Annotated in this window: 14 protein-coding genes; 12 read left to right on the top strand and 2 right to left on the bottom strand. The window is 43.1% G+C overall.

Annotated elements, in window-relative coordinates; translation table 11 throughout:
• Nucleotides 1-123 precede the first annotated feature (123 nt).
• The 8 genes from AC6I3O_RS20100 to AC6I3O_RS20065 all read left to right on the top strand — a co-directional run bounded on the left by AC6I3O_RS20100 (nt 124) and on the right by AC6I3O_RS20065 (nt 14,694).
• A complete protein-coding gene (locus AC6I3O_RS20100; RefSeq protein ID WP_497852400.1) occupies nt 124-750 on the top strand; it encodes an accessory gene regulator B family protein in 627 nt (208 codons plus the stop codon).
• Nucleotides 698-850, top strand: a complete 153-nt coding sequence (locus AC6I3O_RS20095; RefSeq protein ID WP_497852399.1) for a cyclic lactone autoinducer peptide — start codon at nt 698-700, stop codon at nt 848-850. Before AC6I3O_RS20100 ends, AC6I3O_RS20095 begins: the two co-directional genes overlap by 53 nt.
• A gap of 54 nt (nt 851-904) precedes the next feature.
• On the top strand, nt 905-10,147 hold the full coding sequence (locus tag AC6I3O_RS20090; RefSeq protein ID WP_497852398.1) for a DNRLRE domain-containing protein: 9,243 nt from the start codon (nt 905-907) through the stop codon (nt 10,145-10,147).
• 157 nt (nt 10,148-10,304) lie between these two features.
• On the top strand, nt 10,305-10,823 hold the full coding sequence (locus AC6I3O_RS20085; protein ID WP_497852397.1) for a hypothetical protein: 519 nt from the start codon (nt 10,305-10,307) through the stop codon (nt 10,821-10,823).
• A gap of 27 nt (nt 10,824-10,850) precedes the next feature.
• On the top strand, nt 10,851-11,456 hold the full coding sequence (locus AC6I3O_RS20080; RefSeq protein WP_497852396.1) for a hypothetical protein: 606 nt from the start codon (nt 10,851-10,853) through the stop codon (nt 11,454-11,456).
• A gap of 397 nt (nt 11,457-11,853) precedes the next feature.
• Nucleotides 11,854-12,102: a hypothetical protein gene (locus AC6I3O_RS20075; RefSeq protein WP_497852395.1), complete on the top strand. Its 249-nt coding sequence runs from the start codon at nt 11,854-11,856 to the stop codon at nt 12,100-12,102.
• 236 nt (nt 12,103-12,338) lie between these two features.
• Nucleotides 12,339-13,589, top strand: coding sequence for a hypothetical protein (locus tag AC6I3O_RS20070; RefSeq protein ID WP_497852394.1), 1,251 nt, complete (start codon nt 12,339-12,341; stop codon nt 13,587-13,589).
• A gap of 340 nt (nt 13,590-13,929) precedes the next feature.
• The gene (locus AC6I3O_RS20065) at nt 13,930-14,694 is read left to right on the top strand and encodes a MerR family transcriptional regulator (protein ID WP_497852393.1); all 765 of its coding nucleotides are present in this window, start codon (nt 13,930-13,932) and stop codon (nt 14,692-14,694) included.
• Nucleotides 14,695-14,740: 46 nt separating this feature from the next.
• Here AC6I3O_RS20065 and AC6I3O_RS20060 read toward each other — a convergent pair whose 3' ends face one another.
• Nucleotides 14,741-15,370, bottom strand: a complete 630-nt coding sequence (locus AC6I3O_RS20060; protein WP_497852392.1) for a DUF4230 domain-containing protein — start codon at nt 15,368-15,370, stop codon at nt 14,741-14,743.
• Between the two features lie 58 nt (nt 15,371-15,428).
• Nucleotides 15,429-15,764, bottom strand: a complete 336-nt coding sequence (locus AC6I3O_RS20055; protein WP_497852391.1) for a MerR family transcriptional regulator — start codon at nt 15,762-15,764, stop codon at nt 15,429-15,431.
• 340 nt (nt 15,765-16,104) lie between these two features.
• On the opposite strand from AC6I3O_RS20055, the gene AC6I3O_RS20050 reads away from it, so the two are divergent.
• From AC6I3O_RS20050 to AC6I3O_RS20035, 4 genes are all read left to right on the top strand, one after another.
• Entirely contained in the window at nt 16,105-17,025 is a 921-nt protein-coding gene (locus tag AC6I3O_RS20050; RefSeq protein WP_497852390.1) for a radical SAM protein, read from the top strand.
• 215 nt (nt 17,026-17,240) lie between these two features.
• A complete protein-coding gene (locus tag AC6I3O_RS20045) occupies nt 17,241-17,750 on the top strand; it encodes a helix-turn-helix domain-containing protein (protein WP_497852389.1) in 510 nt (169 codons plus the stop codon).
• A gap of 165 nt (nt 17,751-17,915) precedes the next feature.
• Entirely contained in the window at nt 17,916-18,731 is an 816-nt protein-coding gene (locus AC6I3O_RS20040; protein WP_497852388.1) for a purine-nucleoside phosphorylase, read from the top strand.
• A 74-nt stretch (nt 18,732-18,805) separates the two neighbouring features.
• Nucleotides 18,806-19,996, top strand: a complete 1,191-nt coding sequence (locus tag AC6I3O_RS20035) for a phosphopentomutase (RefSeq protein ID WP_497852387.1) — start codon at nt 18,806-18,808, stop codon at nt 19,994-19,996.
• Nucleotide 19,997 lies beyond the last annotated feature (1 nt).

Genomic DNA, 19,997 nt, shown 5'->3' with positions numbered 1-19,997 from the left:
GGAGGATTATTTTATTCAAAGGGGAAAAAATACAGATTATGCCAGATCTGCTACAGGTTATGCCATGGCTATTGTATAAAATGCAGTACGGCATTATGGTGGAGACGGAGGGAGGTCGAGTATATGATCGCATATGGTGCAAGGAAAGTGACTGAATTGCTGTTAAAAGAAAAAGTGATAGAGAAAGAATATGAAGAAGTCTACCAATATGGAACGGAGCTTCTGTTATCTACAGCGTTGGATTTTCTGATTGTGTTGATAATGGGGGCTATATTTGGCAGAACTGAAGCCGGAATTTTGTATTTCTTAGTGCTGGCAACCGTTAGGACACAGGCCGGGGGATATCATGCCTCCACGTATTTTTGGTGTGGATGTGTCTATAGTATTACGTTTCTTATGGTACTAGGGTTTGTCAGAGTATTTTCATACATATGTGTCAACTTTGCATACCTCATGCTGAGTTTACTGATAAACAATATTTTTATCTGGTCGCAGGCGCCGGTTCTTCATAACCGCCGAATGGAGGATGAAGAGAAAAGGCTTGCAAGAAGGAACGCAGGGGTTTCATGCATGGTTTGGATGTGTATTGCTATATTTCTGTACAGGATCTATCCTGCCGCAGCATATACAATCCTTGCGTCAGGGATTATGATCTCGGTCTATATGATGATTGGAAAACAAAAGGAGGGCAAGATTTATGAAAGCAGACAGAAAAAAGAATCTTCTTACAAATACGGCGAAAGTGATTGAAAAAGCGGCGATATTTGGAGGCGGTTATCCTACGTGGTTAGGGTTCCATGAACCGAAAAAACCTGAAAAGTTAGACGAAATAAGAAAAAACAGAAAGTAAAGATTTTGCTTATGAGGTATGCAAAAGTATGACCAGAAAACAGGAGGAATACGAATGAGTAAAAAAGGAATGAGAAAAATCGTCAGATCGTGTTTATGTTTTCTGATGGCGCTCCTATTGGCATTCCAGGGAACAGGTTCCCTATTCGTACAGGCGAAGGAAACGGTTGAAAATTCTCCGAGGGATGTGGATATGTCAAGGCCGGAGGCTTTGACTTCAAAGGAAGCAGGGATTGAGGAGCCGGAACCAGAAAATGTTGAGGCGGCAGATGATAAAGCAGATGGAGAAACGAAAGAAGATTCCCCTGCAGATCAAGAAGAAGGAAAAGAGGAAGTGCAGGAATCAGAAGAGCCTCAGATTGTAGAAGAGACTCAGGAACCGGAAGAAACCGCTGAGATGGAAGAACCATCCGAACCGGTAGAAATAAAAGAACCGGCAGACTATTATCCATTACCCAAAGAGCCGGATGGCGAACTGATCGAATATGATAAAAAATCACGTACTTATAAGACGGGCGAAAAAGAATATACAACGGTCATCGGCGGCTATGTGGGAGTCTATGAAGATGAAGAAGGCAAAATGCAGCTAGTGGACAATACTTTGGAAGAGTCGGAAGAAGAGTCTCCAAAACCGCAGAGAAAAGCATTAAGAGCCCGTTCTAAAGCCGAAGGAGAACCGGCGGAAGAGCTGGATACGGGAGTCTATCAGAATAAGGCGAATGATTATGTGGTACAGCTTCCTAAGAATATTACGCAAGAGGCAGGAATGGTCATAGAAAAGGATGATTTCCGTATAGAGATTGTTCCACTTGGAGGCGATTATACACATTCGGCTGTAAAGGGCAATGCGATTTTGTACAACCAGGTTTATGAGGGCGTAGATGTCCAGTATACGGTCATAGACCACAATATCAAAGAAGATATTGTCTTAAACAAACCCATAGAGTCAGCAGTTTTTGAGTATGAACTTAGGAATGAGAACTTAAAGGCAGAACTTAAGGATAATCAGGTATACCTTTATCCGGGAGATAAGACGATAGATGATGCGGAATACGTTTTAGAGGCTCCGTCTATGGAGGATGCGGCGGGAGCCGTAGACTTCAATATTGTGCTGGAACTGCGGGAGGAAGAAGACGGAAGAAGCATTCTTACCGTAAAACCGGACGCTGAGTGGCTGGCAAGTGAGGAGCGGCAATATCCTGTCAGAGTTGATCCGAGTACCGTCAGCATTGGTAAGGAAGCCTTCAATCTGAATGGAGTAGAGCAGGGAAGCCCGACGACGTATATTGGAGATAATAACTATCCATACGTTGGTTATGATGATGGAATTAAGTCCGGGAATCTTTCTGGTTATGGGACTATGCACATGATCTGCAGGACTTATATCAAGGTAAATTATGATTTTAGCAATATCCCTCAGGATTCTAAGATAGACAGCGCAACTTTTTCCGTCAGCCAGAGGACCGCATACAGCGGCGGTGCGTCCCAGTTTGGTCTGTACCGGATTGACGACGCATGGGGACTCCCTTTAAAATGGACGAACCAGCCCATGAACCACACATTCATAGACGTGCAGAACGCAAGTGCGGTAAAGAATGCCTATATCAATTATGATGTCAAGGCTCTGGTCAACGACTGGGTACAGGGAACCTATGTTAATAATGGAATGGTATTAAAGGCAATCGACGAAGCCTCCGGGCAGGCGGCGGCCATGCAGTGTGAAGTGCTTAATAACCGCAACTCACCGTATGGACCAAGCCTTACGGTACAATGGTCTCCTGCGGAAGATCCGTTCCTTCGTGACATGTCGATTGATGATACGACTATCCTGCTCCGTCCTATGACGGAAAAGAGTTTGAACGGGAAATTACAGTTTGATGCAGTATTCGTAGACGGACTGGCTAAGAGTAAATCAGAGGTGGAATATTACCTCGTGCCGGATGAAGAAAAAGAACATCATACGACAGACGCAAAACCCTTGTATACCTATCCGGACAGCACAGAATTCAATGTGCTGTTCCCTGCGGCAAATAAATATTACAGCAAGGATACGAACTGGCAGAGCGACCTGTATATAGGACTTGAAAAAGACAAGCTGTATCTGTATAAGGCGTATGCGACGAAAGAAATCGATGGGGAGACAGTAACCGGAAAAGAAGTAACCAGCGACAGTTTTGTAATCTATGGTGTAAAACAGTTTGATACCTTCCCGAAGATTGCAAAATATTATGGCGTACCTCTCAAGGATATCATGAAGGATAATCAGGTTCAGGACGCCCTAGTTGTGGAGAACAACACCATCTTTATACGGAATCCGCAGACAAACGTCCCCTATAATCCGCCGCCGCTTACGGATATCGATAAAATGAAGATTGACGGCGCGCTTTTGGGGCGCGGGCTGCATTGCGAATTCGGTTTTGAGCCTGTGAACCTGAATACAGGAAATTTCTACATGGATCAGGCGGACGTGTCCATGAAAGAGCTGAACGGGGAATTTTCAATCATACGCAGCTACAACTCAAAAGGCACTGACCAGAATTCTATGTTTGGACGTGGATGGAGTTTCAATTATGACCAGTCCCTGGTACAGATGGAGGACGGGAGTATCCTGTATATGCGCGGGGACGGAAGCTATCTGTTCTTTGAAAAAAAGGAGGATGGCTCTTATTCGTGTCCGGCAGGCTACGAGTATGCTCTGAAGCCTGTGACATATGAGGGGACAGACCATGACGAAATTGGATGGGAGATTAAGGACGCAGCGCAAAGCACCTTATCCTTTGATAAATACGGCGTACTTAGGTTTATCACGGATGTTGACGGTTTTGTGACACGCCTTGATTATAGCGAAGAATATAATCTCAACAAGATTGTGACACCATCCGGCAAAGAGTTTGCAATTGAGCAGAATGAATTCGGCTATATCACAGGAATCACGCTTCCGGACGGAAGTAAGCTCGCTTATTCTTATGACGAGAATGGAAACTTGGCGACGTTTACAGATGCGAACGGAGGAATGCGGGAATATCAGTACGATGACACCAGCCGGATGACAAGTTGGAAAGATGAGAATGGCAATACGGTTGTAACGAACACTTATGACGACGACGGCAGAGTCGTCGAACAGACGGATGCCAACGGAGGGACGGCTGTCATTGAATATCAGGAGGGCAAGACGGTCACAGTTGATAATGAAGGAAACCGGACAGCATACAGCTACGATGGCCAGTACCGCACAAAGTCCATTACTTACCCGAACCATACCATGAGTATCAAGTCCTATAACAGGGAAAACCAGTTAGAGCGTGAAGTAACGGCAAAAGGCACCAAAACATACACCTACGATGATTTCGGCAACATTGCTACGGAGACACGGGAAGACGGATGTACGGCCTCTTATGCTTATAATGCGCAGAATAAGCTGGTTTCCGCTACGAACTATAACGGTGCGCTTACAACGTATGAGTATGACGGCGGGGGAAATCTTGCAGCTGTGAATCAGCCGGACAAAAGCCGTATCACATATACCAGCGACAATTTTCACCGTATTACATCTATGACAGACGGAAGAGGGATTACTTCCACATATGGTTATGATGGGGCGAACCTTACCTCCTATACGGATGGGGAGGGGAATGTCTGGAAATTCACCTATGACGATATGAACCGTGCAGTATCAAAGACAGATCCGCTGGGGAATACAGAGAGTATCTCCTATAATGCCAGAGGAGAAGTCATTGCAAAGACGGCAGCCGATGGCGGTGTTGAAAAATACGGCCTGGATGGGGTTGGAAATATTGTTTCGATTACAGACCCACTTGGGAAAACAACCACATTTACCTATGACGCCATGTACAACATGGTGCAGGGGACAGATTCCGAAGGGCATTCTATCTCTTATGAGTATGACAAGAATTACCGGGAAATCCTTTCCACCGACGCAAAAGGCAATACGATTGCGTCAGAGTATGATAAAATGGGCAGGCTTATCAAAGAGACGAACCAGGATTTTGGAACCAGGCAGTATGGATATGATGTTGCCGGTAACCGTGTCAGCGATACGGATGGGGAAGGGAATACCACTTCTTATGAGTATAATGCACTGGGGCTTCCGACAAAAGTTACAGATGCGCTTGGCAGCACGACACAGTATTCCTACGACCCGCTCGGGAATGAAACAAAGGTATCCCACGCAGACGGGGCGGCAGTACAGACTTCTTACGACAGCATGGGCAGGGTGGTTTCTGCTACGGATGAACTGGGAGCGACGGTATCTTACCAGTATGACGCAAATGGGAATGTGACTTCCGTAAGTGACGACAGCGGACGTACTTACTGCTATGAATATGACAGGAATAACAACCCGGTCAAGAAAACGAACCCAGAGGGCGGAGTCAGCGTATATACCTATGACGGAGCAGGAAGAATGGTTTCCTACACGAATGAGGAAGGGCAGACGGAAGTATATTCATATGACGGGGCAGGAAGAGCCGCCAGCGTAACCAACGATATGGGAATCGTCTATGCCAATGAATATGACCAGAACGGCAGCCTTATATCGAGTACGGACGGCAATGGGAACACCAGCTCCTATACCTATAACGGAGTAGGGAGTCTGACATCGGTGACAGATCCGCTTGGAAATATCACTGCCTTCAAGTATGATGTGCTGGATAACCTGAAAGAGACGGTTGACGCCTTAAAAGGAAAAACAAAATATTCCTATGATTCCAGGGGAAATGTGACGAAGATGACAGACCCTCTTGGGAATGTTTACACGTACCGTTATGATAAGAATGGAAATAATACAGGGCTGACAGGACCGCAAGGCGCAGAGGTCACGATGAAGTATGACGCAGCCGGTCAGTTGATTTTCGCAGGAGACGCACAGGGCTTGGAGGTCACATACCAATATGACGCAATGGGTCAGGTGACCAGAGAAAGTGACAATACCGGGAACAGCACGGACTATACTTATGACGGAGCCGGAAACCTCACAAGCCGGACGGATCAGATCGGACGTACAACAAAGTATACTTATGATAAATACGGGCGTCTGCTGGAGATTAAGGAAGCTGACGGAAGCATAACATCTTATGAATATGACGTTATGGACCGCCTGACGGCGGTTACTGACGCAGAAGGAAACCGCACAGAATTCGCTTATGATAAAGCGGGGAATCTTCTTACCATGACAGAAGGGGAAAAAGCAGTCTATCGGTACACTTATGATAAGAAAAACCGTGTGTCATCCGCGACAGATCCTATTGGGGCAGTCAGGAAATTTGCCTATGATGGGAATGACAACCTGCTGGAAGCAGTGGATGAAAACGGCGTAAAAACGACTTACGAATACGACGCGAACGATAATCTAGTCAGACAGACCGACGGTAACGGAAATGCAGTGTCTTACCAGTATGACGAGCTGGACCGTAAGATCAAAGAAATATCACCGATGGAAGAAGTGTCTGAATATCGGTATGACGCTCTGGGAAATCTGACGAAATACCAGGATCCAATGGGATTGGTAACGGAGTATAAATATGACAGCCTTAGTAACCTGGTTGAAGAACTCTCTCCCAAGGGTGCAGTGACAAGGTATGGCTATGATAAGCATGGAAACGTGGTGTCCGTAACGGACGCAATGGGAAATGAGACGGCTTACAGCATGGATCTGAATGACCGTGTCACGAAGATCACACAGCCCAACGGAGGCGAATATTCCTACGATTATGATGAGGTTGGAAGGCTGAAAAGTATGGTCAGTCCGTTAGGATATCAGAAGAATTTCACCTATGATACGGCTGACAACGTGGTAAAAGAAACGGATAGCCTAAAGAGTGTAGACGTTTACACTTACGACAGGCTCCACCGTATGGTCTCATCCACGAATGCCTTAGACGGTACCAGCCGCTATCAATACGACAGACATGGTAATCTGACGCAAGTCTCCGACTCGGTAGGAAGAACAGAAAACTACACTTACGATCTGGCGGGGCGGATGGTCCAGGCTGCCGACCCGATGGGGAAAATAACGAAATTCACCTATGACCCGGTGGGAAACATTACGACCGTAACAAAGCCGGGAGACAGGGAAACTCGTTATGGTTATGATAAAAATTATAACATTACATCCGTAACCGACCCCATGGGATATGCAGAACAGTTTGTCTATGATAAGAGTAACCGGATGGTTGAAGAGATTGACACACTGGAGCAGAAGATTTCTTACAAGTATGATAAGGACGGGCGTGTGACGGAGGTTACGAATAAGTCCGGGTACACGGCTGCATTTGATTATGATCCCCATGGTAACATCCTTGTGAAGACAGACCGCACAGGATTAAAGACCCACTATGAATATGACGTTAATGATAATCTGACCAAAGTAACAGACCCACTTGGCGGGATTACCAGCTATGCTTACGATAACATGGACCAGATGGTTTCTTACACGGATGCGTCCGGTAAGATAACGGCATATACTTATGACCTGGAAGGCAATCTTACATCCCTTACGGATCCTGCTGGAAGGACAGAAGAATTTGCTTACGATGAAAAAGGACGGCTTACTGCGCATACCGCTGCAAGCGGCAAGAAAGTATCCTATGATTATGATAAGCTTAATGACCTTCTGGAAAAATCCTATACAGATGCGAGAGGCAAGGAGACGGAAAAAGCGGTTGCTTATGCCTATAACAGCGCAGGCGAGCGTGTTTCCATGAAGGACCAGACAGGAAAGAGCTTTTATGAATATGACGGACTCGGCAGGATCGTGAAAGTAACGGACGGTTCGGGAAAAGAAGTAAGCTACACTTATGACAAGGCGGACAATCTCCAGAACATCACATATCCGGACGGGACAGAGGTATCCTATGAGTATGACCTGAATGACAATCTGGTAAAAGTGACAGACAGAGACGGGAAAGTGACGGAGTACAAGCATGACGCCTTAAACCGTGTGACAGAGACAATCCGGGCAAACGGCACGAAGACGGTGGTTTCGTATGACGCAGAAGACCATGTGACAAAGCTTGTGAACACTTGCGGTACATGCGGGGAAGTCATCTCTTCCTACGAATACCAGTATAATGAGCGGGGGTATATTATTGCGGAAAGCGCAGCAGAGTTAGAGGCAGGGACAAGAAAGACTCCGAGCTTCTACGACTGGTATAACTGGGGCGGGCAGAAGCTCAAGGAAGACTCCAAGTGCTGCCATGAAGAAAAGACGATTAAGACAAGCCGTAATTACGAATATGACGGGAACTGGGAATTGGTAAAATGTACTGAAAAGATACAAGGAGGCGTACAAACAACCCATCAATACACTTATGATAAGGTGGGGAACCGTACTTACTATGAGCGTGTGGAAGACGGTGTTCTGAAGGTCAAGTATAAGTACGAATATAATGATTCTAATCAGCTTGTAAAGAGAACGGACTGCAAGATCTGGGGAGATAAAGGAGCCTGCTACAAATATGATGCAGACGGCAACCTGATTACTTCACAGGAAAATGATTACGAAGAGCCAGTGAAATATGAGTATACGGCGGAGAACCGCTTGAAAGTAGTGAGTCAGGGCGGTAACGTGCTGATGGCGGCCATGTATGACGGGGATAACAACCGGGTATTCCAGATTGACAACACTTACAAATGGGAAGACTGCTATGGGAAAGAAGTACTGATCCCGGAATCCCAGAGGACGGAAGACGGAAATAGCCCGAAAGAACAGCTTGCGGCTGTCGTCAAGGGAGGTGTAAAGGCTAAGGGATATACGCTGACGGAGTATGTCAATGACATCAACCGGGAGAACGCAGAGGTTCTTCTGGAGTATGGTGCGGATGACCAGGTGCGCCAGTCCTATGTATATGGGGAAGAGCGAATTCAGGTTGATAAAACCGAAGAAAACAGTTATTATTTATATAATGGACAGGGAAGCGTATCAGGGCTTTTAAAGGAGAACGGGAAGCTGGCCAACAGTTACCGGTATGACCCATACGGAAACCTGACATCAGGCACGCCGGATGCAGTGAATTATTATGGTTATCATGGGGAATCTACGAATATAAAGACGGGATTCCAGTATCTGCGGGCAAGGTATTATGCTCCTGCGACGGGAAGGTTTACCACAGAAGACCCATATCTTGGGAACCAGGCGGAGCCATTGTCCAGGAACCGTTATGCGTATACGGAGAATAACCCGGTTAATTATGCGGATCCTACGGGGTATGTGAAGACTGCGAAAACGGCAAGAAGCAGTAGGAGCGGGGGATTGGCAGGTTCTTTAAAGAATCTGGCTAAGAGCGCCGTTTCGGTAGGAAAGAGTGTGTCCCGGAAGGTGCAGAGTTCGGTTACGGCGGCGAAGGCGGTACAGGCTGTTAAGAGTAATCCTAATTATGGAAAATCCGGGAGTCAGAAAAAAAGCTACTTAACACAAGTTTCCAGTGCTGTATCTAAGATATCGAATATTGCGCAACGAGTCAGACAGAATATAGTAAGAGAATTATGTAATTCAAAAGAGAAGGTTTCAAAAGAAATAGATTGGAAAAAAGTTGGCATTATAGCGGCATCAACGGCGGCAGTGTTGGTATTGGGGTATTTTACTGGAGGCGCTGGTCTGGTAGCAGCCGAGGCTCTTGGATTAGCGAAAGGCTCGCTTGGGGCTATGGTGTTTGGAGGAGCGGTTTCAGGAGCAGCTGGAGGAGCGGTATATGGTGTGACATATTCCACACTTTCCGGGAATAATCCAACAATGGTGATGAGAGACACTCTGTCCGGTGGTGCTTCAGGAGCAATATGGGGTGGGATATTTAGTGCTATTGGCTATGCCTATATTGGTCCTGTGACAAATCAGCCTATGTACCCGGTTAATCAGAAGATGGAGCCAGGACATATTGCGAAAATATCAACAAGAGATTTGGCATCAAAGACGTATACGGTATGGGATAACATTATACCAACAGCAGAAAACATCCCATATACAAATACTCCTGCTACATTTGAGATAAAGTTAAATAGTAATATTAACTACATAAATCCTAAAACGGGAAATAGTTCTGTTTGGACTAATGCAAATGCGACAAAACATGTAGGAGAATATGTAACAAGATTTGGAGGTCAAACATCAAACAGTGCTATTAATAGCCAAATTATGTTAGAAAGTTATTCGGTTTCTCTAAATCAAGCAATGGAAGATGTGACATTAAAAGCACCGGGAAGGTATTTTGGTCTTTATGGAAATTGGGAAATAGGTGTTAACACTGAGAGTGGCGTTGTATATCATGCGAGGATGATTAAATAAGGGAGGGATTAGTGTATTATCTGAAATGTTTTGGGTTCTTGATAATGCAAATAAAATAGATTTATGAGTTAATTAAGCAATTCAAACCGTAGAAACGTGATGTGACTTTTAATTGTGCCCTCAAGTGAGGATACAATTGTATAAGGAGTATAATGAAATGATATATGAAAGTGAAAACAAAGAAAAATATACTAGAAATGTGGAAACAATGGGTGAAAATTTAGTCTTACTAGAAGTTGTAAATATTTTAAAAAGAGCAGGAATGAACTATCATTTGTTTTTTACTAACGATAGAAAACCACCATTAGACATAGCAATAAATCCAGAAAAGAATACTATAGAATATTTTAGCTATTTTGTTCAAGATGAAAAGATAGTTAATAAACATTTTTTGAATTTAATTGAATTTTCTAACAAAAGAATAGAAATAGTGAATTTAGATTGGAATGACAAAAATCACGAAACAACTATCAAAAATAATTTTAATATTTTTATGGAGAATGATTGTATTGGAATAATAGATTGCTGTATAGGCGAGAGTGAAACTATTATGGGATATGAAATTGATAATAACAATTATATTTTATTTGACTCTAATAAGAAATTTGCTGGAATAGTGATGGTAAATATTAGTAAAGAAGAATGGAATAAATTAAGGAAGGCAAAAGTTATTTAAAAAGGTGATAATTTGAAAAATACGAATATGATAAAGTTAAGTATTATTAGTGTTTTTATAAGTCTTGAAGTAATGGGGTGTACAAAAAATGAATTTGCTCCAGAAGCCTATGTAAAAAGCACACTGGATGCAGTTTACCACGATGAGTATGAGGAATATGCAAAATTCTTGGACATATCGGAGAAAGAAGCGAAATCTAATCTGGAACAGGATTTTGAGGAACAGATTCAGCTGGAATTTGAAAACTTTGATGGTATTAAGAAAGACGGTATCAAGCAATATCAAGAAATGATGCGTAAAGTGAAGGAGTTGGCAAAATATGAGGTAGCAGGCTCGAAAAAGGACGATGATGGCAGCTATATTGTAGAAGTCCGGGTTGAGCCAGCCGATATTTACCAGACGTTGGAGCAGAGTTCTATGGAAGTAAGTGCGGAAAAGATTGAACAAGGGCTGGATTCTTCAGAACCGGAAGTATTTGCGGCGGTTCTGGCAGAAAGTATCCGGAAAAGTATTGAGCAGAATACTTACGGGAAAGCAGTCACGGTTGAAGTGACGGTATCAAAAAATAATTCAAATACATATTACTTGGAAGATACGGAAATGGAAAAATTGGCAGCCGCATTATTTCCCTAATGATTAAGAAAAAACGCTGTGGGAGTATATCCTGCAGTGTTTTTTCTTAAAAATAAAATTGTTAAAAAAATCCATAAAAACGAGAGGCAGGAAAGATACCAATAGATATAATGTCACAAGCAACTTCTATAATTCCTTATGGTATGGCGGTATACCAATAAAAGGAATATCGATTAAGAAAATAGTCGAGACGGTAACTGCGATTGGGGCTGCCGTTTTAGAGGGTATACAAGTTGTTGGTGTTTCAGAAATAGTGGTAGAAAGTGGAATATTAGCAGCAGAAATGTTGTAAGAGCTGGAAGTGCGACTGGTGGTTCAACCTTGGAAATAAGAATCTCTAATAGCAAACTATATTTCAGATTCTAAACAAGTAACTATTTTTTTGGGTAATATATCTATGTTTAGGGTAATAGAGGAAGGAATGGCACTAAATAATTTATTTGATTGCGAGAAAAACGGAGACTTGAGAATTGCAGGATTTCCCAATATAATTTACCAAATAAAAAATGGTGAGTTTTATGAATTTTCAAAGAAAATTGCAGGAGAATTATGCGATTTGTTAGAATTAAAACACTATGTGATAATAACAATGAACTATATTATTGAAGTGATTACACAATGGGAACCGGAAATAACAATAAACTAAAAATCTAATAGAAAGATTATCTGCATACTAGAAATCTAGGATTATTGGAAGGAGAGAATATTTTAGAGTTACTTAAAAATGTTGATAATAAGTATGATTCTATCGATTCACTAGAAGCTGATTTGTGGTTTAGTGCAAAAAGCAGATGTAGTTTTAATCATTGTTGGTTTTCAGTCAGAGATGGAATACTCTCTTGTGTATATTTTAGGCGATTGGAAAGTAATAGGAGAGGAATTGTGAAAAAAGTAAAGTCAAGTGTCATTTTCTTGTGCATTTTTCTATTAACAGGATGTATAGATAATGAATTGGGAAAAGAAAATATGCGAAAAGCGAATATTAATCATAATTTTTTGAACTATAAGCAGGAGATATATTCTGGATGGGGAAAAGAGTGTGCGTTTTATGAAGGAAGAATTTACTTTTTTCAGAATGAAGGTATTCCGGGTATCTATAGTATGGATGCCCGGGGTAAAGAAAAAAGAATTGAGATTGAAGTTCAAAATATAAGAAAAATTCAAGTGTTAGAAGATGGAATTTATTTTGCAGGACCGATTCAAGGGGATGAATTAAATCGCTATACGATATATCGGAAACGTTGGGATAGAAGTAGTGCTGAAAACTATCTAATGGATAATACTCAAAAAGAAAGAAATGTGTGGGATTTTTTTATGGATGATGATCATACAATGGTTGTGGTAAATGTTTCGCCATATATTCCTTATATGTATTTATATTTCACGGTTTTTACTGTAGATGCCGAAAAAAAGTGGATTCCTTTATCAGAATACAAAGAATATTTAAAAAATTATGAGCAAGATAATGTAGATGACAACCGGACGAATATATTTGGATATGAAGATATTTTGTTTGTGGTAGAAACAGGATTGCATAATAATTCAGAGAATGAATATTTGTATGATTGGGGCGAACAAAATCTGTCAGTTTATCAAATGAAAATAAACCAGATATTATTTTTTAGAAATCAAGAGCTTTATAATGAAAGAGGTTGTGATAGTGTACTCCAAACAATATATAAGGATGAATTTGTAATATCGAATGGTAATAAATTGTTATGGATTGAGCAGAATGCATCAGAATATTCCAAGGTTTTAGAAATTTCTGATATGGAGGAAGTTAAATATTCTATTAAAAAAGATGAAGGATTGATTACCATAGCGAGTGATGGGAAAAACGAATATTTATATCTTGTTAATCTTGAAACGTTACAGATAGAGCATATTTTTTCTGTTCCAAACAAAGAAAAAGTTCTGGCCATAGATCAAGAAAGATTATATACAGTGTCGGAGGAGGGAGTGCAGGTATATAAGTCAAAAAATGAAAAGTATATTATGGTAAATAAAATAGAGTGGAAAAATAAGTTAAAAGATACGAATAAATTAGAGATGGCTGGGACTACTATTTTTAAATATGATGTGAAAAAAGAAAATGGGGAGATTAGTTTGGAAGAATTTTTAGTATTAGATTGAATTTTTAGATAGTGTATGAGGTGAATATATGAAAGTGTTAAAAAAGATAAGTATACTGTTAGATTGAACAAGGGCTGGATTGTTCAGAACCGGAAGTATTAGCGGCGGTTCTGGCAGAGAGCATCCAGAAAAGTATTGAGCAGAATACTTACGGGAATGCAGTCACGGTAAAAGTGACGGTATCAAGAAATAATTTAAATACATATTACTTGGAAGAGGCGGAAATGGAAAAATTGGCAGCCGCATTATTTTCAAAGTAATTTGATAAATCTGTAATTATGTCTTGACTTTGACGTAACGTAAAGCCTTATCCTTGAATTACCGAAGGGAGGGAGCCTTAATGGAATATGGTATCAGAGAGTTATCCGAGATGGCGGGGGTGAGCGCGCGTACGCTTCGCTATTACGATGAAATCGGGCTGTTGAAACCACTCTATGTAAGTGACGCCGGGTATCGTTTTTATGGGGAAACAGAGGTCGCCATGCTGCAGCAGATTCTTTTCTACCGTGAAAGAGGATTCGGTTTGAAGCAGATTCGGCAGATTTTATATCGGGAAGATTTTGATATCAGGAATGCTCTTGAAGAACACCTTTCGGAGCTGCTTAGGCAGAGGGAACATGTGGAGTCTCTGATTCGGACAGTGGAACAGACGATACGTCAGGTGAAAGGAGAATGTAAGATGAGTAATGCGGAGAGGTTTAGGGCATTTAAGGAGCGGATTGTCCATGAAAATGAAGAAAAATACGGCAGTGAAATCCGTGAGAAATATGGGAATGACGAGGTGGATGCAGCGAATAAGAAGATGCTTGATATGTCCGAGGCTGATTATGAGAGGTTCAAGAACCTTGGGGAGGAGATTCAGAGCCTCCTGGAAGATGGTGTTGCCGCGGGAGTGAAACCGGACAGTGAGGAGGCAAAGCGGATTGCGGGTCTTCATAAGGAATGGCTTTGCATGACGTGGAAAAAGTATACGAAGGAAATGCATCAGGGGGTTGCCAGTATGTATGTCTGTGACGAGCGGTTTACGGGGCATTATGACGCCAAAATGGCGGGGTGCGCCAAATTGCTGGAACAGGCGGTATGCTTTTGGGTGGATAAGATATAAAAGTAAGATTTGAGGGGAGTGGTTAAGACTCCCACTCCCAAATTTGTCACTCCTGCGACCACTCTATTTTCACTTCATATTCACCGTTAAAACTGGATAACATTTCAAAAAGTACCGTTTCGGCATTGCTTTTGGCAATGTCTAAAATTCCTTTTTCCGTAGCGCTCTCTTTCATTTTGCCTTTCAAATCGTTTTGAGCATCATTTAAATCTTCTATAGAAATAGGATTAAAAATACTATTAGATTCGTCTAATTTCTCGAATGATTCATTATCAATCTCTACTCCTGTAATTTCTACTGCAGGCAACTTTATAATAATCGTCTCCCTATCTTGCGTTATCTGTGCCTCACTCAGATCTCTAATACCAGCTTTCACAATACCATCATATTGCACAATAAAACTTTTTTCAGTAAAAGGAATTTTCCAGTCCTTAAATTCCCTTGAATCGGTTCTTGTTATAACATCCGTACATAAATACGTTCCTGTATTTAGTTCGGCAGCCGACTCCAATTTTTCTTTAATTACTTCGACGGTATTTACCACTTCGTGCTCCATGCTATTCTTTACTTGTCCTGTAAAATGTTTATATGCAAAATAGCTTCCTCCACCTACCAATATAATAACTACAATAATTGATACTATTTTTATAGTGACTCCCTTTAATACATCCTTCATAGCTTTTCCTTTCTCTCGTTATTCTGCGCTCCTATAAAAGGCAGTTAATTAACTTATTCTAAAAATTATCGTTTGCCAGATTTGCAATCATTTCATTTGCTTTCTCAATCAACTCATCCATTTCCACCTTAGCCTTTCTTAACTTGTCCACTTGTCGTTCAAGAGTTTCTTTTATCAAAAAATTGGGACCATCAATGATGATTGTGATTTCCCGGATTGTAAATCCCAATCGCTGATAAAACTTAATTTGTGCAATTCTCTGTCTGGCAGTATCATCATAAAGTAAATGTCCATACTTATTTCGCCCTGTCGCAGCTACTAATCCTGCTTTTTCGTATCCTTGGAGAGCTCTTCTCGATACCTCAAGTGTTTCACAAATTTCCCGCAGTGTCATACAATACGCACCTTCCCTTTCTAGCGTATATCTGCACGTTACGTGCAGTCAAAGATTTTATTTTTGAAGAACACGCCATTTTTCTTCTTTGAAAGGAAATGTTTTTTTCGCGAATTTTTGCTCAAAATGGATATCCGATTTATTGAAGGGTAAATTTTATAGTTATTTTTAGCATTGACAAGGCTTCAAAAAAAGCATATGATGCAACTATAAATACAGTTGCATAAGAAATTGGCAGCTGTTGCAATAAAGAATGGAGATACGCTGAATGCTTCTGTCGAAAAAGCGATCAAGGAATACGTTTAGATAAAACGCGCGAAGAACAAGGAGGTTGGAGCTTATGGAATACGAAGGACAAATCTGCCGTGCGCCCATGGAGCGCGCTTCATTCATGCTGCCAATCATGGTAGGCTGTTCCTACAACCGCTGCAAATTCTGTAACCTGTTCCGGCACTTGAGCTACCGGGAGCTGCCCCTTGAACAGATTGAGCAAGAGCTAAAAAGGGTCAAAGGAGTCGGCGGGAACCCTAAGAGGATTTTTCTTGGAGACGGGAACGCATTTGCCCAGAAGAATGACCGGCTGATTCAGATTCTTGAGATGATCCGGCAGTATTTCCCGGATTGTGAAGAAATCAACATGGACGCCACCGTGACAAGTATCCGCAAGCGTTCGGACGAGGAGCTTCGTAAGTTTGGGAGGCTGGGGGTGCGGCATCTGTATCTTGGCATTGAGAGCGGGCTTGACGACGTACTTGCATTTATGGAGAAAGACCACAATCAGGAACAGGCATATGAGGCAATCCGGCGTCTGAAACATGCAGGCATGGTATTCGACGCCCATATCATGACGGGTGTTGCAGGGAAAGGAAGAGGGGCCGAGAATGCAAAGGCATTGGCAGAGTTCCTGAATCAGACAGAACCGGCTCATGTGGTAAACTTTTCCATGTTCCTGCATAAAGAGGTTCCGTTGTACCAGAACATTCTGGACGGCAGTTTTATCCCGGCGTCAGAACGGGAGAACCTTGTAGAAGAGCGCTGCCTCCTCGAAAGACTGGACGCGGATATTTTGTATGATGGATTTCATGATTTTATCAGGTTCCGAGTGCGGGGGAGACTGCCCAGAGACAAAGAGAAGATGCTTTCCCGGCTTAACGAGGTGATTGGCAGAACACCGGAGACGGAGTTATATTCTTATGTACAAGGAGAATGCCCTGCGCTGGAAAGATGTGAAGGCGGGGCAGTTTGGAAATATGATTCGTAAATTTTGCGGCATGGTCATGGGAAGAACCATGCCCTTTTTGTCATATAGGAAACTTCGTGTACATTCTTTATTTAATGTCAGGATGATGGAAACAGGCAAAATCAGAGTAGACATCCCATGTCCAGTAGAGAAAATGCGGCATTTCTCGCTTTGTGTCGTGTTCATTCTCCGCGGAAAGGATTATTCTGAATATACACCAGGAAGGAGGAAACAGGATGGACTTAAAAAAGATTGGACAGTTCCTAAAGCTCTTGCGGAAAGAGAAAGGAATCACGCAGGAACAGTTCGCGGAAATAATTGGTGTTTCAGGGCGGACGGTTTCCAGATGGGAGACAGGGGCTAATATGCCGGATCTGGATATCCTGATTCAGATTGCGGATTATTATGAGGTGGAAATCAGAGAAATCTTAGATGGAGAAAGGAAGGGCGAGAAGATGAATAAAGAGATGGAAGATACCATATTGAAGGTAGCAGATTACAGCAATCATGAGAAACAGAAGGTGACAAGGCGAATGTGCATTCTGTCTGTGTGCGGAGTCATTGCATTTACCATATATCTTGTTATGGAATACTTGGGGGTTGCCGACAACAAAGGAATTCAGGAGGATATTGCAAGCTGTGCGTTGGGGTTTGCCTATGGCGTGATGCTGACGGGAGTGATATACACCAGCGGGTATCTTGTAAAAATAAAGGCGTTTAAGGCGCGGATGCTCAAGAGAGGGTAGCATTCAATACTGTATTTGTGAAATGTATCTAAAAACATATGGATAAATTTGTCCAAATCTCCTAAATTTTCAAAATATATCAATTTACGCCAATTGTCATTTTTTATAACACATAAATTAGGTATAATGAATGTAAAATATAAGGGCAGAGAGGAAGGTTTTATCATGTACCAAAAATTAATGACATGTCTATCCAGCGTAAAACAGAAGATTGATTTTAAACCCGAGGTTGCCTTGGTCTTAGGCTCAGGACTAGGAGATTACGCAGACGGAATCAAGGTCGAAGATACTATGGAATATGCAGAAATCGACGGCTTTCCGGTTTCGACTGTCAAGGGGCATAAAGGGCGGTTCGTGTTCGGATACGTGGGAGAGACGCCGGTGGTTATCATGCAGGGACGTGTACATTATTATGAAGGATATCCTATGTCCGACGTTGTGCTTCCCACCCGCCTGATGGGATTGCTTGGGGCAAAGAAGCTCCTTCTGACGAATGCGGCGGGCGGTGTCAACGAGACATTCAAGCCGGGGGATTTTATGATGATCACAGATCACATTACTATCGGGGTTCCAAGCCCTCTGATTGGGCCGAACATCGAAGAGTTAGGGACCAGGTTCCCGGACATGAGCGAGGTATACAGTAACCGGCTTCAAGGCGTGGTCAGGGAGTGCGCGGCAGATTGCGGGATAGATCTTAAAGAAGGCGTCTATGTCCAGTTTACCGGTCCAAGTTATGAGACGCCTGCGGAAATCAGGCTTGCAAGGAGCTGGGGCGCAGATGCGGTGGGCATGAGCACGGCGTGCGAGGCGATGGCGGCGCGCCACATGGGACTGGAGGTCTGCGGGATTTCCTGTATCACCAATCTGGCGGCAGGACTGTCACGTCAGGAGCTGAACCACAAAGAAGTGCAGGAAACGGCAGACCGTGTGGCAAAGTCTTTCAAAGAACTGGTCACGAAAATCGTCACGAATATGGCATGATATGCGGGAGAAACAGCCATTGCAAAGTCGGTATTTCCGCCATTGATGCGAAAGGATAAGAGAGGGGTGTTAAAATGAAGCGATACAAACGGATATTTACGATTGTAGTGGATTCCCTTGGCGTGGGGGCGCTGCCGGACGCGGCGGATTATGGGGATGCGGGGACGGATACCCTGGGGCATATTTCTCAGAGGATGGAGCAATTCCATATCCCGAACCTGCAGAAACTCGGAATGGCGAACCTTCATCCGCTGAAACAGGTGGAGGCTGTGGAACGTCCCATGGGATATTTTGCCTGTCTTAGCGAAGCCAGCGCCGGAAAAGACACGATGACCGGACACTGGGAGATGATGGGACTCTATATCACAGAGCCGTTCCAGACATTCACGGAAAATGGTTTTCCCAAAGAGCTGATTGATGAGCTTTCAGAACGGACGGGGCGTGTAATCATCGGCAATAAGAGCGCCAGCGGCACGGAGATTCTGGAAGAGCTGGCGGAGGAAGAGATTGCCACAGGGCATATGATCGTGTATACATCTGCCGATTCAGTCTTGCAGATCTGCGGAAATGAGGAGACATTTGGGCTTGAGGAGCTATACCGCTGCTGTGAGATAGCCCGGGAGATTACCATGAAGGACGAATGGAAGGTAGGGCGCGTTATCGCAAGACCGTATGTGGGGAAGAAAAGGGGCGAGTTCAGGAGAACCAGCAACCGCCATGATTATGCGCTGAAGCCTTGCGGGAGGACTGCGCTCAACGTGCTTGAGGATGCGGGGCTTGACGTCATTTCCGTGGGAAAAATATTCGATATCTTCGACGGGGAAGGGCTTACGGAGTCCAACAAATCCAAAAGCTCCGTCCACGGAATGGAGCAGACGATTGAGATTGCCAAGAGGGAGTTTGAAGGGCTGTGTTACGTGAATCTTGTTGATTTTGACGCCCTATGGGGGCATCGGCGGGATGTGGAAGGTTACGCAAAGGAATTGGAGCGTTTTGACGTTAAACTGGGGGAATTGTTGGAAATTTTAGGAGAAGATGATTTATTGATGATTACGGCTGACCATGGAAACGACCCGACCCACACGGGGACAGACCATACGAGAGAGAGGGTTCCGTTCCTGGCTTATTCTCCGTCTATGGAAGGATTTGGAAAATTAGAAGACATGCAGACATTTGCCGTGGTTGGTGCGACGATTGCAGACAACTTCGGGCTTGCTATGCCGGAGGGGACGATTGGGAATTCTATCCTTGGGCAGTTAAAATAAA

The sequence above is a fragment of the Sporofaciens sp. St.21A7 genome, from assembly GCF_059728535.1.
Note: the sequence above shows the minus strand (reverse complement) of the source record. Positions and strands in the feature narration are given on the sequence as shown.